We start from the raw sequence: 24,326 nt of genomic DNA on the forward strand, positions 1-24,326 counted from the left end.
GTTAAAACATATCTTTTAAAGATTAAATAGAAAGAAAAATTGCCGACTTTTATATAAAAGTCGGCTGCTTTCTTATAGTTCATCCTTCCCATATGAACAGACTCAACCACCCATTATAAGCGCTTTCTAATCTTAACTTTTAAGCTGTTTAGTTTTTACAGGTACTAAGAGGAACATCTCCTAAATGCGGTATTCATAGCTAACCTGCATAATATCATTCCCTAATATGTCCGATAAAGAGTTCTTATTTTTAATTGATGTACTCAATCCTGGAGATGAACTATATTCACTAAAAGAATATCGAAAATCCGCAACCATTTCGAGATTCATATCAAAGCAGACTCTTTCTTGCAATTCCTTATAGTCTGATTTAGAAAAATTAATAGGGCTTTTTCCATAAAAATAGACAAATTGATAATAGTGTGTACCTTCCAATTTTGAATGATGATTTTCTATTTCCCTTTTCACTAATATACCCATACAAGAGATCTCTCCATTATATTTATCCTTCATACAAACTGGATAAGATTCTAAAAGTGTATCTTCTTCAAGATTTATATCATTCAAAATATACATTTTTCATATCCCCCTTTATTCCATATCATTTAAAAATATGCAAGGAAAATGAATATATAACTACTTGTACAATATTATTTTCTAATACAAAAATTAAGAAGGACTATGTATTATTCGGATTTGAATCATATATAGATTCGGAAGGAACTACAAAAAAGCGAAAATCTTATATATGGAGATTCATCGAGCATTGATGTAGTTGTTTTGCGCCCTCTCGTGAAGAGCTAATCCAAAAGATATTAGATGAGATTCATAAACATGTGGCAGATCCAGAAGATCGTGGCTACAGCATATCGACTTACCGACAAATTTCGCAAAAACTACCTTCCAAACTAGCAACCAATCCCACCCAAGCACCAACTCTATCAACAAAAAAGACCACCAAAAAGGCAGTCTCCCTCAAAACTCAATCCTACTCCCAACTCCACGCTCCACCGCTCTCTCATACAAATACTTCGCAACAATTATATCCACTACCGCCAAACCAACCGATTTGAAAACAGTAATCTCCTCATCGTTCTCCCTACCAGCTTTTTCTCCGCTTATAATTTGACCAAGTTCGGCATGGATGTCGCTTGCTTCAAATAGACCTTCTTTTATTGGAACTTGAAGGTCCCCTGTTTCTTCTAATGCTGCTTCTTTTGATTCGACTACTACTTTGTTAGCGCCCACGATGGCGTGAGATGGTAGTTCTTGCATGTTCGGTCTGAATGAGCCGACGGCGTTTACGTGGACGCCTTTTTGTAGTTTTTCTGAGAAGACTGGTGTGGATGCGTTCGTAGTTGTGACGATGATGTCTGCTTCGCTTATTGCTTCATTTGCATTTGTTTTAACATAAGCAGGTGTATTGAATTTCTCTTGTATATATTGCGCAAATACATACGCTTTTTTTTCTGTGCGATTGTATAAAATGACTTTTTCGATATCTCTAACCGCAAATATTGCTTCGGCAATTCCCTTCGCTTGTTCACCCGTTCCGATAATGCATAACGTTTTTGCGTTATGACGTGCTAAATATTTTGTCGCTACTCCTGATAAGGCTCCTGTTCGAATCATCGTTAAGTAGGATCCTTCTAAAAGCGCGAGCGGTTCTCCCGTTTGAAAGTCTGATAGCATTACAATCCCATTTATCGTTTTCTTTCCTATGTTTTTGTTCTGCGGGACTACTGTTACTACTTTTAGACCGAGTGCTTCGAGTCCTTCCGCTACTGAAGGCATAATTAATGCCGTATTTTTCTCATTCGCAAATGGTAGTGAAGTACGTATTGGTGTGATCGTTCTTTCTGCGGAAAATTCTTGTAAAGCAAGCGCCGCGTATTCAATGACTTCATTCATATTTACTAAGTTTCTTTGTTCGTTCGCGCTTATGACTAACATATTTATTCACCCCCTCTTCTTATCCTAACAAAAATCCCCGATTCAAATCATCTCTCGGATCTACCACGAACTGATGAAATCCTGTAATAAATGCATTCCCCGTTACTTTCGGAACGACAGCTTCGTATGTATCTACCGCTGTTACCGACAATACTTCTCCTTCGAATTTCCCCTCAGTAATACATTCGTGGACGAAAATTTCTCCCTTTTGTAAATTATCCCTTTCAAAAAGAGTTGCGATTCTTGCGGAAGTTCCTGTGCCACAAGGAGAACGATCTACTTGTCCGTCAGCGAAAATTGTTACATTTCGTAACGTAGCGTCTTTCCCTTCCGGTTCATCTGAAAAAATAACGCCGTATATTCCTTTTAACCCTTCTTCAAGCGGGTGCTTTACTTCCATTTTACTCTCGATATAATGTTTAATTTTACCGCCCCACATTTGAATAGCAGGTAAGTCCTTGAAATCAACTTTCAAACCAAATTCTTTACTATCTACTACCGCGTAAAATGCTCCGCCAAACGCGATATCTACTTGAAATTCATAGTCATCTATTTTAATAGGAACGTCTTTTTTGTATACAAATGAAGGGACATTTTCAAATGATACGGACTCTACTTCGCTACCATTAAATTTTGCATACGCAATCACTTCACCAGCAGGGCTATCAATAATGAACTTTTGTTTCTCACCTGTCACTTCAAACATACCTGTTTCAATTCCGACTGTAATAACGGCAATAATGCCATGCCCACACATCGTACTCCAGCCTTCATTGTGCATAAATAACACGCCAAAATCAGCGTGAGCACTTGCCGGCGGTGTAATAATACAACCGTACATGCCGTGATGCCCTCTCGGTTCATACATAAGAACCTCGCGAAGATGATCCAAATGCTCCATACAGTATGCGCGTCTTTCTAACTGCGTTTCTCCCTTTATTTCCGGCACGCCGCCTGTAATAATTCGAAGCGGCTCTCCAGCTACGTGAGCATCAATCGTCGTATACACTTTACTAACCTTCATTTCTATCTCTCCCCTATATGTTGATACTCTTTTCATTGCAAATATCATGCCAACGCATAGGGTATGAATTTGTATACATTGTTTAAAAAAACATACAGTACTGTCTATTTTTTTATACACGATCCAGAAGCTATTTTCTGGAACCACTTGATACAGCCAGGCTTATTATTTTCAATGGAAAGTTACTTCCATCCCCAACATATACTGTTCAAAAGCAAAAAGGAAGTGATCCCATGTATTACGGAACAAAAGGCTGGTACGTAGCTGAACTAAAAAAATTAGGTGTTCGCTATCATGAAGGAAGAAAACTAGAAAGTTACCGCGGACACGTCTTACGTAATTTACTCATTGCACAACAAGAGAAATTAAAAGAACAGTAACATTCTAATGTAACGATATCGGCGATTCTCGGAATATATCAGCGATTCAACGCAATATATCGGCGATTTTTTAAATTTACCGACGATTCGACATGGAATATCGACTTATCGACAAATTCCGCCAATTCATCTATCTACACCACCAACCAATCACACATTCATACAAAGCAAAAAAAGGTCACCCAAACGGGTGACCTTCCTTTCTTATTCACAAACAAGAATTTGTCTAGTAAATGATCCTTTTCTTGTAATGCAGCGATCTGTAATTTCAAATCCTGCTTCATGGATCATGTCGTCCATTGTTTCCATCGTGACAACGACTACCTTTTTAGCAATGCGGCGCGCGCTTGAAAGAATGGAGAGTTGATCTTCTGGTGTTGCGTGAGTAAATAAATCATACGGCATATCGATAATTGCAACGTCGTAGTTCTCAGTAATCTCCTCGATTGGGCCTTTTGTTACTGTTCCTTCAAACCCGAAATGTGCTATGTTCTTTCTCGTTCCAAGAACTACAAGTGGATTTATATCTCTACCAACGATGTTAATCCCCATAGAAAGTGCTTCTACTACTACTGTTCCAATGCCGCAGCATGGGTCAATTGCTCGTACTCCCTCTGGATTTGGCACCGCAATATTTGCAACCGATCTCGCAACGCGTGTGCTAAGAGATGTCGAATAGCTATGCGGTTTTTTTATGTGGTGATACCAAACTGGTTCACTTTCTACATAGTGCCCGAAGTACCAGCGTCCTCCAAGTGGAACAATCCCGAATACACGCTCTGGATTACGAACATCCGCTTCTCCTTCAATATGCATGCCGAGGTCTCGCTCTATCAGACGTCTTTCTCCATATTCAATTTTATTCTCTCCAACAAGGTCATTAATTTTAACGAAGATAACTTTGAACGTCGCCCCTGCCAAATCAATTTGTTCTACTTGTTTCAAAATACTTTCTAAGTCGTCCCCTTCATACATAACCTCAACGCGCTCTTTCATAAACGCACTTCTACTCGGGTCAATTTTGACATCACTTTTTAAAATATTAACGTGAGACTCCATTCCAAAGAACGAGCGCATTTCCAAGTAACATAAAGCACGCTCCTCCTCGCGAAATGCATACGTATATATACATGCAGGTGTTTTACTATGATTATTCAATCTATTATCATCCTCTATATCGTTATAATTACAATTACTACAATATCTTTTCGTATAAAATTAAATGATATCACATGCCTGAAATAAAGAGAAACGTTAATAAATAAAAGAGACTGCCAATTGGCAATCTCTTTTATTTATTAACGGAAAGAAGATACGTTATTACCTTTTGCTTCGTAATAGTCTAAAATACCTTGATAAATTGCTTCTGCTGCAGCTTGTCTCTGTTTTGGTGTAGCAATTTTATCTGCATCACTTTTATTATCTACAAATGCTAATTCTGTTAATACAGCTGGCATTGTATTTTCTCTAGTTACGTATAAGTCCTGATGTTTTATACCACGATCTTTTGTTCCAAGTGCTGCTACAAGACGATCTTGAATTTTTTGTGCTAATAACTTACTGTCTTCTACATGCGGATTCGTTACTTTTGCTCTTGCTGACTGATAATATAATGTTTCTGTACCTTGTCCATTTTTATATTGAGAGCCATTAGCATGAATACTTACAAAAATATCTCCATTATGTTCCTGTGCAAACTCTACTCGTTTTTTCAATGAATCTGTTGAGTCTACTCCTGGACGTGTATTATCTGTACGAGTGAACATAACAGTAAATGGTGCTTTTTGCTCAAATATTTTCTTTAATCGTAATGATACATCTAATACAGTTTCACTTTCTTTCTCATAATAACCAACATTACCCGAGTCAATTCCACCGTGACCTGGATCAATAATAATTGCTTTACCTTCTAAGAAGTTCTCTTGTTTTACTGGGTTTAATTGATTTTTATCAACCCATTGGAAACCAGCGCCTACGCGGATACGAATCCAGCTTCCACTCTCTTCCATAACCGTTACTGTTTGTGCATTATATGTACCTAGCACTTTAGAACTATGTGAAGCTGCTTCATAAGTAGTAAATCCTTCATTAATCGTTTCTGTTTTTTCTGTTAGAGGTGTCCACTTCTCACCTTTACTTGTTACAATTTTTAACCAGCCGTCTGCTCTTTGTTCTTTCACTACAACCATTTGTGGCTTATGCTGAACATCAGTAATACCAGATGATAATGATGGTTGATGATATGTAATAAAGTTTCTGTTCATATACATTCTTTTTGATGTATCTGTTTTATTTTGATCAGCCATCGCAATAAACTGAGCTGCTTCTGCACGAGTTACAGTTCCTTCAGGCTCCCAGCCATTTCCCGTACCTTTAGAAATCTCTAAAGCTACTAAAATATTAGCTTGTTTCTTACCCCAATGGGGTTCCAAATCTTTAAACTGTGTTGGAAGTTCTCCAATAATTTTCTTATCTAATGAGTATGCTTGTACTAACATAGATGCCATAGATGCACGGTTAATTTGGCTTGATGGATTAAATTTACCAGTACCATCTCCACTAATTACACCTGCTTTTTCCACTGCAGCAATGTACGGAGCTGCCCAATGGTTTTGTGCATCTTTAAAAGATGGCTTTGCTTTTGGATCAATTGGTAAACCAAGAACGACTGCTAAAATTTTTGCAGCTGACCCTTTATCTACTGCTTCAGATGGAGAAAACGTTCCATCTGGCTTTCCATCAAGCGCCTTTTTTCCTACTAAATAATCAACTGATTCTTGCGCCCATGAAGGAACATCAGAAAACTTCTTCGCTGCTGCGAAACTACTTACTGGAGACGATAATAAACTTGCGGCTAAAATACCTGCCGCGACTGCACGATACTTCATAAAAAATAATACTCCTCTCGACAATCATCTTTTAATAACGCGTAATCTTAATATATAAATCTCGAAAAATCCGAACAAAAAAAATTAGTGCGCCTCTATTATTTTATAATACTCGAATTATGTAGTAAACCTACTTTCTTAATATTGTAAAATAAATTACAATTAACTTACTCTTTGTTAAATAAAGTCGATTTCTCTGCAAACAAAAAATAGGCTACTAGAGGTAGCCTATTTCTTTTCTTATTCTGCAATCATCTCTGATAATACATATGCATAAACAAGTGCTTCTGTATGAGCAATCGAACTTTCATGTGTACGCTCAAATGCATGAGAAGAATCAATACCCGCTCCAATTAATGCATGTTTCACATCAAATCCAGCCCGAATCGCAGCTGATGCATCCGATCCATAGTAAGGATAAATGTCTACTTTATATTCAATATTGTTCGTTTTCGCAAGCTCTACTAAATGTTTACGTAGTGCATAATGATACGGACCACTAGAGTCTTTTGCACAAATAGATACTGTATACTCGTCAGATGCTTGTCCATCACCTAGCGCTCCCATATCAACCGCTAAATATTCAACTGTTTCTTCTGGAATGTTAGAGTTACCACCGTATCCAATCTCTTCATTGTTAGAAATTAAGAAATGAGTTGTATATGGTAATGTTACGTTTTCGTCTTGTAATCTCTTAATTAATTTTAATAGGATCGCAACACTTACTTTGTCATCTAAATGACGTGATTTTATGTACCCACTCTCTGTAATTTGAACGCGTGGATCAAATGAAACGAAGTCTCCTACTTCAATTCCTAATTCACGTACTTTATCAGCTGAAAATACGCGCTCATCAATACGAACCTCAATATTTTTCTCATCACGTTTCGCTTCACCTGCATCTTTATATACATGTACAGATGTTTGATGCATTAAAATCGTTCCTGTATACGTCTTACCACTTGATGTTTCAATTTCGCAATATTCCCCTTCTACAGAGTTCCAGCGAAATCCGCCAATCATAGAAAGACTGAGACGACCATCTGGCTTAATTTCTTTTACCATCGCACCTAACGTATCAACGTGTGCTGTTAATAAACGGTGCTGTGCATCATTTTTCCCTTTTACCGTTAAAATAAGAGCACCTTTATTGTTACGCTTCGTTTCTACATTCCACTCACTTACATAGGTTTCAATAAAACGAATAATTTTCTCTGTATTTCCAGATGGACTTGGAATAGAGACAAGCTCCTTAATCAATTCCATCGTTTCTTTCGTATGATGTGCCATTGTCATTTCCTCCTCATTTTTCCTATTATTTAGTATACCGAATTTACTATAAATCCTCTACTCATATAGCTTAATTTTCTAAATTATAATAAAATTCACTTTAGTATATAAAAGGAGTTACACAATATGAATATATCAAAAAAATATGTACACATTGCACTCATTTGGTTTCTAGCATCATTACTTTGTTTACAAGTTTCTTATGCAGTTCATACTACTACTTCTATTACAACTGGCTGGGTATTAACAGCTATCTTCTTCATTATTAGCTTAATTGCAACAAAAAAGCATAGCGTTAATGAGTAACGCTATGCTTTCCCTACAAATCTATTCTTCTGAAACATCCAACAAGTAAATACCTCTTTCAAACCCACCGCGCTCTATCTCTTTCTGCTTACGAAGACGTTCTACATCTTCAATTGTTGCACCTTCTGCACGCGCTAATGATATGATTACCTCCAGTGCATCCGCAAGAGAATCAAGCGCATGTTCACGCTCTTTCATAGAAGCAAATTCACGAATTTCTTCTGTTCCAATTTTCGCTAAAGCTTGTATGTATGCTTGTCCTGTTAATTTTTGTGCTGTATATGTTTTTCCAGACATTAAAATCTTCTCTGGAACACGATCTCTTACTAACTTGTTATATGCTGACATCATTCATCCTCCTATGTTTAATAGCAGCCGAGCTCTGCCTTATAAAATAACCACTCTTTTTTCACACAAGCACTTAACATATCAATTCCTGATCCATGTGCCCTTACTGCCGGAAAGAAATAATGCTCTGTTTCTTCTTTCTTCTCTCCATATAAGGTTTGGTACTCATCAGGAATCGCCTCTTTTTTCACATCCCGTTCTTTCTCCACTTCACCTGAGAAAGCAACAATTGGATGCCCTTCAAAGAATAGTGCAGTCCGTACCGCAAGAGATGGTGTACTATGCATGTAAATAAAATAATAACGATAACACCAATCAATTTCTTCATATATTACTCCTAAAAAAAGTGCTAACACAATTATACTAAAATGTGTTAGCACTTTCTCCCCTTTATCCTAAATTAACCGGCAGTAAAACTGCCACTACACTTTATTCTCCTTTAAATGCTGGCAAACGTTTTTCTAAAAATGCAGCAATGCCTTCTTTATGATCCGCTGTTTGTCTCATTGCATATTGGCCGCGTTTTTCAAGTTGTAACGTTTGTTCTAAATTAGAACGGTTTACTTCACATAAAATTTGTTTCGTTTGAATCATCGCTTTGATCGGCTTTTGTGACCATTCACTAATTTTTTGCTTCACAGCCGTTTGGAAATCTTCGCCGATTACTTCATCAATTAAACCGATTTCAAGCGCTTCGCTCGCCGATAATTTCTTTCCTTCCCAAATAATTTGCTTCGTCATATTTTCACCGACGCGTTTTTGAAGGAAGAAATGGCCGCCACCATCTGGAATTAAAGCGATTCCAATAAAGTTCATCGCAATAACGGATGATATATCTGCCATCACATAGTCAGCTGTTAGTGCAATACTTAATCCAAGACCAGCAGTTGGTCCATGAATCGCACTAATAACAAGCTTCGGCATCGTATATAAAGTCACAACGACTTCAGAAATAGTATTCATAATACCATCAAACTTGCTTTCATCATTACTTGAAAGCATCGATTTAATATCTCCACCCGCAGAAAAACCACGGCCGTTCCCGCATAACACAACAATGTGTGCAGAACTCTCCGCTACTTCTTTCAATTTTTGTAATAGCTCTTTTAACGTTGGCTCATCTAATGCATTTAACACCTCTGGGCGATTGACCATAACCGTTGCAACGTGCCCTTCATATTTCACAATGACAGATTCTGTTTTACTTGTTACTTCCATTATATATACCCCTCTTTTCTACACAAAGATTATACTTATATAATTATAGAAAGGATGTGAAAAACCCTTCTTTTTTCTTAATTTTCTGTCTAATAATCTCGTAATTTGTATATCGTCTTGCATAAAACATACAATTTCGTTGAAAAATATAGAAATTAAAGTCGGTTTATCCCGGCTCTTCATCTATTTACCATTACAATGAAATGGTGTATTCTTAAGTCTGATATAAAAATTAAATATAGAAATTCATTCCCCTTCCTATTATATAGAGGGGTGCTGAAATAAAGGAATGAAGAAATGGAGGAACATATGGTTACTAAGTTAAAACAGACGGATAACTACTTCCCGCATTTCCTACTGCTATTCATCGTGTTTCAACCAATTTTAGATTTATTAACGTCTTTTTCAATCTATATATTACACATGAGCGCAACAGTCGGAATCGTAGTCCGTTTCGCCTTTATGCTTCTTGCATTAGGTTATCTACTTCTTCATCATAAACAACAAGGCGCGAAAAAGTACATTCTCTATTTATGTTTACTCGGAATTGCACTGGCAATCGGTCTTGTAAACAATATGATGGTTAAATCTCCAGTTTCATTTGGAGAAGAAGTTAAATTTATTTTAAAGAGCATATATCCAATTGTGCTACTGTTTGGATATATTATCGTCTTTAAAGAGCTAAAAAATAAAGAATATGTGTTTCATAAAATCATCACATATTTCTTATATGCAACTTTAATTTTAAGCATCACAATGATTATCGCAATGCAAACTGGCACTGATTTCCCAAGCTATCCTCACTCAAAAATTGGTTCAAGAGGATGGTTCTTTGCTGGAAATGATTTAAGTGCTCTCTTCGCGATTATGTTCCCAATCGTTGTCCTATATTCGATTTATAAAACAACTTCTTTCTCGAAAATATATTACTGGATTCCAACAATACTTGCGATGTATGCAAGTATTATGGTCGGAACAAAAGTTGGATATGGTGCAATTGTGCTAACATTAGGCGTAGCACTTTTCTTCTCGTTCATTGAATATATGATAAACCGTAAAAAAGAAAAAAAAGGATTCACATATCTTGTAAACACCATCGTTGCAGCAGTTGTACTAGGAGGTTTAATTGTTCTTACACCGCATACTCCTATCGCAAAAAATATGGGAATCCACATGCAAATATACGAATACAAAAAATCAGTACAAGAAGAACAAGATAAAAAAGAAGGAAAAGTAATTAAAGAAGATCTAGAGGATGCAAAAAAACACGCAAAAGGTGAACTAACAGACTCTGAAGTGAAGAGTTTAATTTATAGTGATCGGGACAAATTCTTAAAAGTATACAAACAATACTATAAAGAAGCACCGCTCTCACAAAAACTTTTTGGAATGGGTTACGCTGGTAACTACACAGTTAAAATTAAATTAATTGAAATGGACTTCCATGACCTATTTTTCGCCTTTGGAATTATCGGTTTCCTTATTTACTTAATACCACTTCTATACTTCGGTATTAAACTATTCATCCGTATGATTACAAACTTTAAGAAAATTATAACTGTAAAATATATGCTATTAGCTAGTACACTCATCCTATCACTTGGCATTGGCTTTATGTCCGGTCACGTATTAACAGCGCCATCTGTTAGCATTTTTTTCGTTGTTATACTTGCCTACTTAATTGTTGATTTAGAAATAGAATAGAAAGAAGCAGCATCTATTTGGATGCTGCTTCTTTCTACTCCAGTCATAATTGCTTTTTCTCGCTTAATTAAATTTTTTGTGGATTACTAAAAAAAGATCGAATCACATTACGATTCGACCTTTGAAACAAAACTATTTCTTTCTATTGAAACGATGCATGAATCTGCTCCAGCACCTCATCAATATTATCCTTCGTAATAACAATACCGAAATCTTTCGGCACATTACGATCTTCTTCATTTACAACTTCATGTGCAATTATCTTTCCGACTTCTGGTCTGAAATGATGTCCATCCATATAGTTATCTAAGTTCTTTGTTACTGAATTTAAATACATGAAATGATGTACTTCTCCAAATACATCGACAGTATCATGGAGCCACCTTTTATAATCTTCCCAACGTCCTGATTGAATCATCGCACGGAACAATGGCTCTGAAACAGGAGTTGTAAAAATATAAAACTTTGTATTCGGATTATGAGATTTTACAGTTCCTAATATTTCCTTCATATTTTGATACTCATAATTCCCGCCATAAATCTCTCTACTAAATTTATCTACTTGCGCGGCAATTTGTGTGTCACGCTCTTCTTTCGTATACTCACGCATCGATTTTATGTTATCGCGATTATATACATCAATAGTCTTATTGTGATGAATGGAGTTTTGAATTGTATTTCGGGAATATGTAATTCCATCCATACTCACATACGATTTAATTGGATATAGTAAGCTTTGCGCCTCATTAATATATACTTCTGGCTTTTCAAAACCGATTTCTCTATTTTTGTTCGTTCCAAGGAAATCTAAACCAATCACAATAGAAGATAATTCACTACCTTTTCTCTCTTTTGCATATTCAATGTACGCATCGTACTCACGCGGATCTGTACTACTTACCGCATAATTAAATGCGTTTAATCCAGTAAAATCATTCTCATTGATAAACGTTGTTCTACTACTTCCAAGTATAACGCCATCATAAGTAAACGGACGATATGTTATATAATTCGTTTTTTGTTGTCTCTCATTAAACCCAAACTGAACATCATTCCACTTATTTTTATGAGAGAATAACCAAAGTGAATCTGCATAGCCATTAAATATTCCAACACCTGCAAGTGGAACAAAAACACATACAAAAACGAAAATAAGCCACTGTTTGTTTTTCATATTCTCCACCTAGAAATTAAAGTATAAAAACTCACTAATACTCGTTAAATGCAATACACTATACACAAGTAATATTGCAGTAAATAACGCCGTCCATACTGTCGGACGGAATGAGTCTTTTAACTGAATTGAATTTTTTAAGAAGAAACTAATACATAATGCTCCGAAAATATACGCTACTATTTCCGTATTTAATAATGAAACATGGTATGCTTCAGTAAATGAAACACCGTACCCTTTTAAAAATTGTAGCTTCTCAATAATAAATACCGGGAATACGCTATTGGCTAGTTCGAATCCATTAAATCCAAACATTCCTTTTAACACTTTCACCGCATCATGCATCGATGTTGCTCTAAAGAATACCCACGTTATATTAATGAAGAAAAACGTCACGAGCCATCCCGCCCAAGCCGGCATGCGCCCTCCTGCTTTGTTCCACAAACGATGAACGACAGAAGCTAATCCGTGCAGAAATCCCCAGAAAATAAATGTCCAACCAGCCCCATGCCAAAGTCCACTTATTAAGAAGACAATCATAATATTGACGTATGTACGCGTAATACCTTTTCGATTTCCTCCAAGAGAAATATACACATATTTCGTTAAAAACTGGCTTAATGTCATATGCCAACGATGCCAAAAGTCTTGTATACTCACCGCTTTATAAGGTGAGTTAAAGTTTTGAGGCAATTTAATGTTGAACATTAACGCAATTCCAATTGCCATATCGCTATATCCACTGAAATCAAAGTATAACTGAAATGTAAACGCTAATGATGAAAGCCACGCTTCAACAAAAGTTAGCGACTGCTGTACATCAAACCCTTCCCGTACGACAGGAGATAAAACGTCTGCAATCCCTACTTTCTTGAAAATACCGATGGCAAATACAAAAATACCGAGAACGATATAATTTGATTGCCAACGCTTTTTACTACGATCCGCAAACTGCGGCATAATTTGCGCATGGTGTACAATTGGTCCTGCAATAAGTTGCGGGAAAAATGTTACAAACAGAGCGTAATCAAGAAAATGACATGCCTCCGTTTCCCCGCGATATGTATCTACTAAAAACGCAATCTTTTGGAATGTATAGAAACTAATCGCAAGCGGTAACGTTAATGATAATAATGTAAAATGAGTTCCAAATAACGAATTTACATTTTGCAAAAAGAAATCATAGTACTTGAAATAACTAAGCATTCCGATATTAAATAGTAAGCCTACTGTTAAAAGAAATTTACTCTTATGCTTCACGAGCCTCATTCCGATAAAGTAGTTCACAATGAGCGATACTAACATAAGCGGCAAATACTTTATGTTCCAATAACTATAGAAAAATAAAGATGCTGCCACAAGCCAAGCTTTCGCTAAAGTAGTTTGTCCAAATTTATTTAATAAAAAATATAAAAGAAATGCTATCGGTAAAAATAAAAAAATAAACTCAAACGAGTTAAATAACACACCATCTCTTCCCTTCTAAACAAATCACACCTTATTCATCTTATCTTATCCAGATAGTGGGTGTCAAAAGGATTCCATACCGCTTTCCTTCTATTATATAGGATAATTATTTTAATCGAATTATTAACATGCTAAAATATTAAAGGCGCTATTATAAAAAAGAATATATAATAGATATGTCGGTTTTTTTGTACGAAATGTATTTCGAAAAAGTGAGGAGAGTCCTTTGGTATTTAGTAGTTCGATTTTCTTATTTATCTTTTTACCTCTCGTATTATTTCTCTATTTTATAGTGCGTGCCGAGCTACGTAATTTCGTATTACTTGCATTTAGTTTAATTTTCTATGCATGGGGCGAACCACGTTTCGTTCTTTTAATGCTCTTTTCCATCGTATTAAACTACTGCTTCGGCCTACTCGTGCATCATTATGATAAACGAAAAAATATGAAAGTCACATTTTTAATTATGGCTGTGGTCGGAAATATACTATTACTTTCTTATTTTAAGTATATTTCATTTTTCACAGACATTTTAAACAACGTCTTGCACTTATCTATTCATGTGGAACCTATTCCACTACCAATTGGAATTTCATTTTATACATTCCAAGCGATGTCCTATGTCATCGATATATACCGTAAAGATGGGGATGTTCAAAAAAATCCACTTAACTTAGCGCTATATATCTCTATTTTCCCTCAGCTTATTGCCGGACCAATTGTTCGTTACAATATCGTCGCTGAGCAAATTAAAACGCGCATCCATTCTTTTGAACGATTCACAGAAGGTATTCAAATTTTCGTTCTCGGACTAGCAAAAAAGATATTAATCGCTAACCAAGTTGGATTCGTCGCTGATAAAATCTTTGCCTTACCACCATCTGAAATGAGTGTTGGAACGGCATGGATTGGTATTATCGCCTATACCCTGCAAATTTATTTTGATTTCTCAGGGTACTCTGATATGGCAATCGGACTTGGAAAAATGTTCGGATTTGATTTCCCGAAAAACTTCAACTATCCGTACATCTCTAAATCTATTTCAGAGTTTTGGAGAAGATGGCATATTACACTCGGCTCTTGGTTCCGCGATTACATATATATCCCGCTCGGCGGAAACCGCGTTTCAAAACTAGCGAATTATCGTAACCTCTTCATCGTATGGGGGTTAACTGGTTTATGGCACGGGGCAAGCTGGACATTTATCGCCTGGGGCTTATATTACGGCTTTATTATTTCAATTGAAAAAGCTGGATTCGAAAAAATATTAAACAAACTATGGAAGCCGCTGCAACATGCATACGTATTACTAATCGTTATGATCGGTTGGGTCTTCTTCCGAGCTGACAACTTCGCTTACTCGTTCCAATATTTAAAAGCGATGTTCGGCATAAGCGGCCAATCTTTCATCGATGACAATACGATGTTATACGTACATGAATACATTATCGTATTTCTCATTGCCTTTATCGCAGCGACACCAATTTTAAAAAGAATGAAAAATATACTAGAACTTGCGCCAAAAACGTATATGTTCACAATGCAATTTGTACGTCCTATATTATTACTAACATTATTTATGATTTCGGTTATGTACTTGATTAACTCAACATATAATCCATTTATTTATTTCAGGTTTTAACTTATGTAGGAAGGAAACGTTATTATGAAAAAATTGGGGAACCTCATCCTGTTTATCGGTTTTCTCACCATTATCTTTTCATTTGGCATATTATCGTTACTCAAAACAGACCGAGACATTTCACCAGTTGAAAATCGGCCGCTCGCTCAAAAACCAGCACTTACGAAAGAAGCTCTCCTAACTGGTAGCTTCTTTAAAGATTTCGAAACATACACAAATGATCAACTAATTGGACGAGATGAGCTTATTAAAAACTATACGATTGCTCAAATTAATATGGGCAAATCTCTCATTAACGACATTATTTTAACTGATGATAAATGGCTCCTGAAAAACCCGGCATGGACAAAAAAATATAATGAAATTGACCAATCCATGCCCGCTATAAACGATTTGTCTCAGTTTTTAAAAGAACAAAACGTTGAGTTTTACTTTGCTTTACCACCGTCAAAAACGAATGCATTATCATTTAAATTACCTTCTCATATTCACACATATGCACAGGAAAATTTAAATTACTTTCTAAAGAAGCTTCCAGCAGACGTAAAGCCAATAAAACTGATGGAACACTTTAAACAGAACTATACAAACGAAGAAATACAAGACATGTATTTCAAAACAGATCATCATTGGAATATGGACGGTGCCTTCTTAGGTTACCAATATATAATGAACACAATCGGGCAACAATCTTCTATATATAAAGGAAAAGAAATAAAAAAAGAAGACTACACTCGGACATGTGCGCAAAATAAACATTTAGTCGGTAGTTTTAACAACCAACTATACCAACTCATCGATGCAACGGGTGAAAAATTGTGCTACTACACACCGAAAGACGGTTTCAACTTCACAAGCGTAACCGCAAAAGATGTGCAAGGTACTATTCACCAAAACTTAGATGAAATATACGGCGTAGAAAAACAAAAAGATACAACATCATACGCAGGTTATTACACGGATGACTATCCAGAAATCGTCATCGAAAATAACAACGCACAAAATGAAGTACGCGCCTTAGTCCTAAAAGACTCATTCGCAAACGCAATCGTGCCACACTTAGCACAAAGTTTCAAACACACATCTATCCTCGACCTACGTCACTATCACGAAAAAGACGTATATCAATACATTCAAGACAACAATATTAACATAGTATTGTTTGTGTATAGTGATTCGAATTTGAGTGGGGATATGTTTAAATTTAAGAAATAGAAAGAAGGCTCTTGTAAATTTACAAGAGCCTTCTTTCTATTAAAAAAATCAGCGGGGATGAATCCCCACTGATTTTTTACTTTATCTATAATCAACTTATAGATTTGGGTTGTTAAGAACGTTCACTTGTACAGCTTGTGAACCAATTTCACTTGTTACAACTTTCTTATCTTCTAATACTTTGAATACTAATGTACCTTTGTCAGTGTACTTAGTAGTTAAAGCATCATAAATATCTGCTTTAAAGTTGTTGAATACTGAATCACTTGATGCTGTTACTGTTACATCACCAAGTTTTTGGTCAAAGATATCATAATGAGCATTACCATTTGTATCAAGGTAAAGAGTTCCTTTATCTTTGCCAGATTTCACAACACGTACTTTATGTTGTGTTTCTTTTGTTAAGTTAATACCTTTTACGATATCATCAAGGTTACTCTTCTCAAGTTCTAATACAGTACCGATGTTAATTTTCTTCTCAACGAAGTTTTCTGTTTGAACTGGTTTGAAGTCTACAGATTTAATAGCGATTTTCTCTTGAACGATTTCTAATGTCGCTTTACCAGCAGTTGCACCATTTTTCGTTAAGTGGATATCAACTTTACCTGGTTTTAAACCTTTAACAACAACTTTATTTCCAACAATTTCAGCTGTAGCTACTGCTGGATTTTTAGACTCAACTTCATAACCTTCTAAGTTTTCAGGATCAGAATATACGCGATCTGAAGTGTACTTAGATAATTGATACTCAACTGTGTTAGCCACATTTAAGTCAAGTTTTGAATCAGGTGATTCACCGTATTTACCTACTTTAGATACAAGTTCGAAGTTTTTGAATGCAACGTTACCTTCTGTTACGTTCACATATAATGAACCTAGAGTTTCACCGTTAGCATTTTGGAAGTGAACCGTACCTTCGCCTACTTCATTACCTGTAACACCAATTGTTTTTGTACCGATTGAGCCAGCATCAGTTGTTGTTACATCTAAAGTTTTCACTACACCTGTTTTCGGAAGAACTTCTTTAATTGCAGCTGAGTTAGCACCAAATGGATCGCCATATTGGTCAGTTGTTACAAATGTAACAGGTAACTCTTTGTTTTGAACAACTTGTAATTTATCTGGATTAGCTTTTACTGATTTTAACGCACGAGAACCAGTCGTTACTTTGAATTTAACGTCTTTTGTAACGTCGCCTACTTTAATAGTAAGTGTAGCTTCACCAGCAGCTTCAGCTGTAATGTAGTTGTTTACTACAGAGATAATACCGCTGTTTGAAGATTTAATGCTAATTGAGTTTGGATCAACTACTTTATCTTCTCCAGCAATTGTAGCAACTACGTTATGGATTTGTGCTTTCTCACCAACCACTAACGTTTGGCTGTTTAGTTTGAAGTCTTTTCCAGTCAATGTATTACCGTATACTACACCATTTTTATCTGCATCTACCGCAAATACAGTACTCTTAATTGCAGAAGCTGGTGTATCAAGGTTTTTCACTGAAATAATACCAGTGTTGGAAACAGTTAAACCACCGCGTTTTGTAACTTGAACCTCTACTTTGTAATCACCGTGAGAAAGGCCAACACCAAGTTTACCTGTAGAAGAAGTTGACTTTCCACCCTCAAAAATGTTTGCTGGTGAACCGTCTAAGTTATTTGCTACAAATTTGACGTCATGGTTTGCTAAGTTTAAGTACTCAACATCAGCGTTACCTTTTTCGTCGTTTAATTTGAAGACAATTGCTTGACCAGCACGATCATCATCAAATGTAAGTTTTTCTACAGCTAATTTTTTCACTTCGTATACGAATTTCGCTACGAATGATTGATTTTTAACTTTAATGCTTAAGTCTTTATTAGGAGCTACTTTGCCACCAAGTGTTACTACAGCAGAAGTACCATCAGCGCTTGCTTCAATCGCAACAGCTTTATCTCCTTCAAGAGTTACATCATCAGCAGAAAGTTTATCTAAACCAGTACCTGTTAATGTTAATTTCGCTGGTTCAGAAATTTTCACATCTGTTACATATGCTTGTGCATTATCTTTTTTACCATACTTTTTATCTGTTAATGCGATAAATTGAGCTGCTTCTGCACGAGTTACAGTTTTATTTGGCTCCCATTTCGTACCAGTACCTACAGAGATTCCAAGGTTAATTAGGATGTTAGCTTTTTCTTCACCCCAATGTTTTCTTAAATCATCAAATGTTGTAACTAACTCGCCATTAACTTTATCTTTTAAGTTATAAGCACTTACTAACATAGAAGCAAATGAAGCACGGTCAATCTTTCCTTCTGGATAGAAGTTTTCTTTGCCGTCACCTTTAACGATACCAGCTTTTTCAACTGCTGCGATATATTTAGCAGCCCATGTATTTTTAGCATCTTTGAAAGAAGGTTGAGCATTTTCATCAACTGGTAAGTTTAAAATTTTAGTGAAGATTACAGCTGCCGAAGCACGATCGATTGATTCGGTTGGACCATATGTACCGTCTGGCTTACCTACAATTGCACCTTTATCTACTAAGTAGTTAATAGAATCTTCTGCCCAATGTCCAGCTGGAACGTCTGGGAATGATTTACCTGCTGCTGCTACTGGAGATACAACACCTGCTACCATTGCTGCTGTCATTGTACCTGCGATTACTTTTTTGTAAGAGTTAGTCTTTGCCATTTTATAAATTTCCTCCTTCAGGAATATGCTACTAGTTTCACATCATATTAAATTTGAAAACTAGCTAGTTAGAAAAGCCATAAAACAATAAAAACATAAACAAAAAAACTATAATGAAAAGTAGTTCACATAAAAAATGATACAAACCGTTAAATGTAAATATAAGGTTTAAATACCATTTTCTGAAACAAGTTCATCATACTATACAAAACCATTCGTTATCAAGAACTTTCTCAAAAGAAGATTCGACACATTCTGATAATTCGGTCTTTTTATCGCGCTATTAAGATATCGATAATACTTAAATATAGAAATGAATAAACTGTTTTCCTATAAACCACTCTCAATGCGCTTCGTATATTTTTCATATCGAATACACAATTGGAATTATAGCACATATTTCCACTTCAGCATCTAAATATTTTTTACAATAAATACAATTTTCAGACTCTATTTGACTAAAAACATTACATTTCGACATTTTCTTCTTTTTTTCGAATGTTTTTTTAACAGAAAAAGGTGTTAATTTACAAATATTTTACATATCAATGAGGTATTCTTCTATTTTTGAAAGCGCTTTTTATTTGTTTCTCAATATAGCTAACTACTAATCTGCAAAATATGATTTATTTTTCAGAGCTCGTTTTATATAAAAAAAGAGCCCACATGTTGTGGGCTCTTTCTATTGAAATAAATTTCAATTAGCGAGTTACTGTTACTGGTTTGAAAGCAACAAGTTTGTTATTTTCTGTGTCAACTGTATTTAAAGTTGCATTATCTTTAAGTTCTTTAGCTTTAAGAGTTAATGTACCAGTTGCAAAGTTAACATTCTCTGCAGTTTCTAACTTAAGTACTACTTCTTTAGAAGCAGTTTCTTTTGCTGCTTTAGCAGAGTCTGCCGCTACCGTAAATGGCACACCATTTAAGTCAAATACAAGATCAGTTGCATCAACTTTTACAGCTTCAGAGAATGTAAGAGTTACTTCTTTTTTCTCTACATTTGTAACTTTAGCTGATTTAAATTCAGGAGCTTTTGTATCTTTAACTTCTAATAATAGGTTTGTTGTACCCATTTTCACACCAGATGCATTTGCAACATTAGCTACTGTAAATTTCACTGTTTCTGATTTTTCGAAAGTGAATGTTTTTGGTAATTCGATTGTAGCAGTATCACCAGATAAAGTGATTAGTGTACCTTCTGGTAATTTAGCTCCTGCTAATGTGTAGTTGTTTACGTTAGCAGCTGATTCTGCACCTTGGCCACCTTTTACTACTTTATCAAATTTAACTGTAATAGTATTTTCAGCCTTATTGAATGCTTTTTCTGTTACCTTTGGAGCTACTTTATCAACTACTACTTCTTCTTCTTTGTTTTTCTCAATTTTTACATCTGCAGTAAATGCTGCTGAATTATTACCAGCTGTATCTTGAATAAATCCTTTTGAAGCAGAAACTTTATAGTTACCTGCAGCTGGGAATGTTACAGTGATACCTTTTTTATTATCTTTCGCAGCTTCTACAGTCACTTTTGTTGTTACATCTTCGCTTGTATCTTGATTAATGATACGAACAACTGATTTATCAAATTTAGCTGTGTCAACATTTACTTCTTTATCAAATGTAAATGTTGCCTTTTGATCTTTTTCTGCTACAACTTTTACGAAGTTAGGAGCTACAACATCTTTTGTAACTTTTACTTCTTTAGATACTTTTTGACCTACGTTGTTAGCTAAATCTTTGTAAGCAGTAAATTCAACTGTAAGGTTTACAGATGTTTCTTTTTCTGTAAGAGCAGCTGGCACTGTTACAAGTGCTTTTGTTTGATCGTCAGTAAGTGCGATTTCCGTGTTAGGTAGTACTTTTCCATCTTTCTTAACTACTACTTTACCTTGACCATCTTTAATAAGCTCTTCTGAGAATGTTACTTCTAAAGTAGCTTTTCCACCAACAAGTTCTTTCACTTTAATATCTTTAACTTCTGGAGCTGTAACATCTTTTTCTACTTTGTACGTAGCTTTACCTTCGTACATTTCCATTTTGTTACCAGCTAAATCTGTAGCGCCAGTCACGATTACGTTAAATGCTTCGCCATTTTTAACTACATCTTCAACTTGAGCTTTTGTTAATGTAACTGCATTGCCAGCAGGCGTAGCTTTGATTTGTTTACCGTTAATTACAACAGTAACTTCATCCCCACTTAATTTTTCACTGAATACAACTTTAACATTTCCATCTGGAGTAGATACTGTAGATACAGTTGGAGCTACTTCATCGTTAAAGAAGATTACTTCTAATGCTTTTGGAATGTCTTTTCCATCTACAGATTTAACATCTTTAACATGTGCAACATAAGCTTGTTTATTTACAAGTGCATTTTTTAATGTAATAGTTGCTGATTTTTTATCTTTGCTTAACTCAACTTTTTCAATTTCAAGTTCTTTTGAACCTTCTACTACTGAGAAGTTAGCAGACTTATTTTCTTTTAACTCAGCTAAATCTTTAACTTCAGTACCGAATTTAACTTCGATTTCTTTAGCATTTACTGCTTTAATAGACTCAACTTTAGCTTCTTCTTTTTGTCCGAACTGCTTGTCAGTCATAGCAATAAATTGAGCTGCTTCTGCTTTCGTTACAGATTTATTTGGCTCCCATTTGTCGCCAGTACCTACAGAGATTCCTAATTTAACTAGGATGTTAGCTTTATCTTTACCCCAGCTATCTTTTAAATCATCGAATTTAGTTTCTAGAGGACCGTTTACTTTAGTATCTAATTTGTAAGCTTCTACAAGAAGAGATGCCATAGAAACGCGGTCGATTTTTCCGCTTGGATCGAATTTGCCGTCGCCTTTACCTTTAACAACGCCAGCTTTTTCTACAGCTGCGATGAATGGAGTATACCATTGGCCTTGAGAATCACCGAATGATGGTTTAGCATCTTTATCGATTGGTAAGTTTAAGATTTGAGCCATCATTGTAGCTGCTTCTGCACGAGTTAATTCTTTTCCAGGCTCGAACATTCCTTTGTCGTTACCTGTAACTGCACCTTTTTCTGCTAAGTAGTTAATAGAATCAATTCCCCAGTGATCAGCTGGAACGTCTGGGAATGTTTTACCTGCTGCTGCTACTGGAGAAACAACACCTGCTACCATTGCTGCTGTCATTGTGCCAGCGATTACTTTTTTGTAAGAGTTAGTCTTTGCCATTTTATATATTTCCTCCTTAGGAATGTAATACTAGTTCCATAATGTTTTAAATAGATATTCTATTTATTTTTGAAACTAGTAGATATAAATGTGGTTAAAGTATTCTTTATACAGAATAATAGGATATCCCGTATTACAGAATCATAAAGAAATCATACACCTTTTTCATCCAATTTAAAACCTTAAATTCGACAAAAAAGTGAATTTTCACAATTCTAAACGATCGTTTTTTCGACTTTCATTTTAAAGGATCCAGATTTCAAAATCAGAATATTTTAAATGAATAGAAAAACGCGTCAGAATTACATTTATAACAAACTTCTTATAACCATTTACAACTATAACAGAAAAAGCTTTCCAATTACAACATCTAACTATAGAGATATTACGACATTAATCGACAACTTATTTTTCTGTGATTCGACATTTTTATTACCATCAGATTTTCCAAAATTACCATACCTATTTTCTTATCATTTACTAAATAAAACGTTAAATACCAACATTCAGTATATATTAATGTTAGGATTTTTAAACATACATCTTATCTCTCAAACTTCTTTCTTTATGAGCATACGTTTACAATCACTTACGTAATTCGACATTTTTCTACAAATTCATTTTTCCTTTCGACATTTTCTTTTTTTCAAAAATAAAAAAGAGGATGTCCTCTTAAATTAAGATCCCATTCCTCTTTTTTTAAACTCTTTGGAATTCAAGTCACTTATGATGTATCGAGACGCTGTTGAAATTTGCTCTCGTAATTCTTCTACTCTTTGTTCCAATGTTTCTTGTACATATTCTTTTTGTTCTAATTGCTTCGTTGCGACATTATGCAAAGTTTCAGACGTCCAATCACCATCTACATTTCCGATAATCGGCTGATTTACTTGTTGTAAAAATGAATCGATCTTTGGATCATATGAAATACCGACCATAGGAATATTAGCAACCGCAGATAGTATGAGCGCATGAAGTCTCATACCGATTAGAAGCGAACATTCCGACAAAATTGCAATTTTCTCATGAATATCGAGCTTATACGGAAGCATATGAGCTTCTTCTCCCATTAAATTAATAATATCGCGTGATGCATTTTGATCAAATGGTCCATGCATTGGTACGAATAAAATATGGTATCCATCACGCTTAAATTTTTTCAGCGTATCTGCTAGCTTCTTCATATAATCTTCTTTCGCGTCCCAATACCTCACACTAACTGCAATTACTTTCCCGTGAATCGAATGTTTTTGCAACCACTCGGACTTTATTCCTTCTGGTTGACATGCCAATACTGGATCTGGAACTAGTTCGATATCCTTCTTAATACCAATTTCTTTTAAATACAAAAATGAATCTTCATCACGAACTGATATATATTCCGCTTTTGATACTTGCCATTTCACTAATAAACGATTTTGTCTTTTCGTAATTGGACCAATTCCTTGCGCATAAATATAATACGGCTTCTTCAAAAAACGAGCAATTCGCATAATACCTGTATAGTACAAAATACTTTTAATACTCGTTTTATCCTGAAGGAGGCTTCCCCCTCCGCTAATTAAGCCATTACTTCTCTTTATTTCCTTATAAATTGCTCTTATATCCCAGCGATTCACTGCCTCTACACCGTACATTTTCCTTGTATAGTCGGGGTCATTCGAAAGTACAACAAGCTCAAGAGTAGGATCCTCTTCATGTAGCGCTTTAATAATTGATTGCAAAATTGCTTCGTCCCCAACATTATAAAAACCATAATATCCTGATAAAACTAACCGCACTCTTAATCTCCTCCAACATTTCGCAATCAACTTTTTGTCATTCAACAAATCGCTATC

General features: G+C 35.3%; 18 protein-coding genes and 1 pseudogene. 5 read left to right on the forward strand and 14 right to left on the reverse strand.

Features of this window, described 5'->3' with window-relative positions; genetic code table 11:
- Nucleotides 1-180: 180 nt before the first annotated feature.
- The 3 genes from AC0NJG_RS19070 to AC0NJG_RS19080 form a co-directional block, all read right to left on the reverse strand.
- A complete protein-coding gene (locus AC0NJG_RS19070; protein ID WP_088326311.1) occupies nucleotides 181-576 on the reverse strand; it encodes a hypothetical protein in 396 nt (131 codons plus the stop codon).
- Nucleotides 577-975: 399 nt separating this feature from the next.
- Nucleotides 976-1,953 carry an ornithine cyclodeaminase family protein gene (locus tag AC0NJG_RS19075; protein ID WP_173601676.1) on the reverse strand — a complete coding sequence of 326 codons (978 nt, stop codon included), beginning with the start codon at nucleotides 1,951-1,953 and terminating at the stop codon, nucleotides 976-978.
- Nucleotides 1,954-1,972: 19 nt separating this feature from the next.
- On the reverse strand, nucleotides 1,973-3,025 hold the full coding sequence (locus AC0NJG_RS19080) for a proline racemase family protein (RefSeq protein ID WP_474063302.1): 1,053 nt from the start codon (nucleotides 3,023-3,025) through the stop codon (nucleotides 1,973-1,975).
- Between the two features lie 89 nt (nucleotides 3,026-3,114).
- On the opposite strand from AC0NJG_RS19080, the gene AC0NJG_RS19085 reads away from it, so the two are divergent.
- Nucleotides 3,115-3,357 carry a YflJ family protein gene (locus tag AC0NJG_RS19085; protein ID WP_140168615.1) on the forward strand — a complete coding sequence of 81 codons (243 nt, stop codon included), beginning with the start codon at nucleotides 3,115-3,117 and terminating at the stop codon, nucleotides 3,355-3,357.
- A gap of 204 nt (nucleotides 3,358-3,561) precedes the next feature.
- Here the strand turns inward: AC0NJG_RS19085 and AC0NJG_RS19090 are convergent, their stop codons facing one another.
- The 3 genes from AC0NJG_RS19090 to AC0NJG_RS19100 form a co-directional block, all read right to left on the reverse strand.
- The gene (locus tag AC0NJG_RS19090; protein ID WP_001059321.1) at nucleotides 3,562-4,515 is read right to left on the reverse strand and encodes a TRM11 family SAM-dependent methyltransferase; all 954 of its coding nucleotides are present in this window, start codon (nucleotides 4,513-4,515) and stop codon (nucleotides 3,562-3,564) included.
- 140 nt (nucleotides 4,516-4,655) lie between these two features.
- Complete coding sequence (locus tag AC0NJG_RS19095) at nucleotides 4,656-6,245, reverse strand: N-acetylmuramoyl-L-alanine amidase (RefSeq protein ID WP_474063303.1); 1,590 nt, start codon at nucleotides 6,243-6,245, stop codon at nucleotides 4,656-4,658.
- 240 nt (nucleotides 6,246-6,485) lie between these two features.
- A complete protein-coding gene (locus AC0NJG_RS19100) occupies nucleotides 6,486-7,535 on the reverse strand; it encodes a M42 family metallopeptidase (protein WP_143880846.1) in 1,050 nt (349 codons plus the stop codon).
- Nucleotides 7,536-7,661: 126 nt separating this feature from the next.
- Here AC0NJG_RS19100 and AC0NJG_RS19105 point away from each other — a divergent pair, with 126 nt between their 5' ends.
- Nucleotides 7,662-7,841 carry a hypothetical protein gene (locus AC0NJG_RS19105; protein WP_001027103.1) on the forward strand — a complete coding sequence of 60 codons (180 nt, stop codon included), beginning with the start codon at nucleotides 7,662-7,664 and terminating at the stop codon, nucleotides 7,839-7,841.
- Nucleotides 7,842-7,862: 21 nt separating this feature from the next.
- Here AC0NJG_RS19105 and AC0NJG_RS19110 read toward each other — a convergent pair whose 3' ends face one another.
- The 3 genes and pseudogenes from AC0NJG_RS19110 to AC0NJG_RS19120 form a co-directional block, all read right to left on the reverse strand.
- Nucleotides 7,863-8,189, reverse strand: a complete 327-nt coding sequence (locus AC0NJG_RS19110) for a nucleoside triphosphate pyrophosphohydrolase (protein ID WP_001277353.1) — start codon at nucleotides 8,187-8,189, stop codon at nucleotides 7,863-7,865.
- Nucleotides 8,190-8,206: 17 nt separating this feature from the next.
- Nucleotides 8,207-8,517 (reverse strand): annotated as a pseudogene (locus tag AC0NJG_RS19115) (hypothetical protein).
- 101 nt (nucleotides 8,518-8,618) lie between these two features.
- A complete protein-coding gene (locus tag AC0NJG_RS19120) occupies nucleotides 8,619-9,407 on the reverse strand; it encodes an enoyl-CoA hydratase (RefSeq protein ID WP_087951496.1) in 789 nt (262 codons plus the stop codon).
- Nucleotides 9,408-9,716: 309 nt separating this feature from the next.
- On the opposite strand from AC0NJG_RS19120, the gene AC0NJG_RS19125 reads away from it, so the two are divergent.
- Nucleotides 9,717-11,111: an O-antigen ligase family protein gene (locus AC0NJG_RS19125; RefSeq protein WP_087951495.1), complete on the forward strand. Its 1,395-nt coding sequence runs from the start codon at nucleotides 9,717-9,719 to the stop codon at nucleotides 11,109-11,111.
- Nucleotides 11,112-11,253: 142 nt separating this feature from the next.
- Here the strand turns inward: AC0NJG_RS19125 and AC0NJG_RS19130 are convergent, their stop codons facing one another.
- Both AC0NJG_RS19130 and AC0NJG_RS19135 read right to left on the reverse strand, forming a co-directional pair.
- Nucleotides 11,254-12,285 (reverse strand): hypothetical protein, encoded by a 1,032-nt coding sequence (locus AC0NJG_RS19130; protein WP_087951494.1) that lies wholly within the window; start codon nucleotides 12,283-12,285, stop codon nucleotides 11,254-11,256.
- Between the two features lie 9 nt (nucleotides 12,286-12,294).
- Nucleotides 12,295-13,752, reverse strand: coding sequence for an MBOAT family O-acyltransferase (locus AC0NJG_RS19135; protein WP_087951493.1), 1,458 nt, complete (start codon nucleotides 13,750-13,752; stop codon nucleotides 12,295-12,297).
- Between the two features lie 226 nt (nucleotides 13,753-13,978).
- Here AC0NJG_RS19135 and AC0NJG_RS19140 point away from each other — a divergent pair, with 226 nt between their 5' ends.
- Complete coding sequence (locus AC0NJG_RS19140; RefSeq protein ID WP_000232141.1) at nucleotides 13,979-15,394, forward strand: MBOAT family O-acyltransferase; 1,416 nt, start codon at nucleotides 13,979-13,981, stop codon at nucleotides 15,392-15,394.
- A 24-nt stretch (nucleotides 15,395-15,418) separates the two neighbouring features.
- Nucleotides 15,419-16,609 (forward strand): secondary cell wall polysaccharide O-acetyltransferase PatB1, encoded by a 1,191-nt coding sequence (gene patB1 / locus AC0NJG_RS19145; RefSeq protein ID WP_143880844.1) that lies wholly within the window; start codon nucleotides 15,419-15,421, stop codon nucleotides 16,607-16,609.
- 96 nt (nucleotides 16,610-16,705) lie between these two features.
- Here the strand turns inward: patB1 and AC0NJG_RS19150 are convergent, their stop codons facing one another.
- The 3 genes from AC0NJG_RS19150 to csaB all read right to left on the reverse strand — a co-directional run bounded on the left by AC0NJG_RS19150 (nucleotide 16,706) and on the right by csaB (nucleotide 24,269).
- Nucleotides 16,706-19,285: an S-layer homology domain-containing protein gene (locus AC0NJG_RS19150; RefSeq protein WP_087951491.1), complete on the reverse strand. Its 2,580-nt coding sequence runs from the start codon at nucleotides 19,283-19,285 to the stop codon at nucleotides 16,706-16,708.
- Between the two features lie 701 nt (nucleotides 19,286-19,986).
- A complete protein-coding gene (locus AC0NJG_RS19155; protein ID WP_429680515.1) occupies nucleotides 19,987-22,488 on the reverse strand; it encodes an S-layer homology domain-containing protein in 2,502 nt (833 codons plus the stop codon).
- Between the two features lie 677 nt (nucleotides 22,489-23,165).
- Nucleotides 23,166-24,269 carry a polysaccharide pyruvyl transferase CsaB gene (gene csaB / locus AC0NJG_RS19160; protein WP_048551515.1) on the reverse strand — a complete coding sequence of 368 codons (1,104 nt, stop codon included), beginning with the start codon at nucleotides 24,267-24,269 and terminating at the stop codon, nucleotides 23,166-23,168.
- Nucleotides 24,270-24,326: the final 57 nt, after the last annotated feature.

Source organism: Bacillus sp. SSR7 (genome assembly GCF_055902415.1).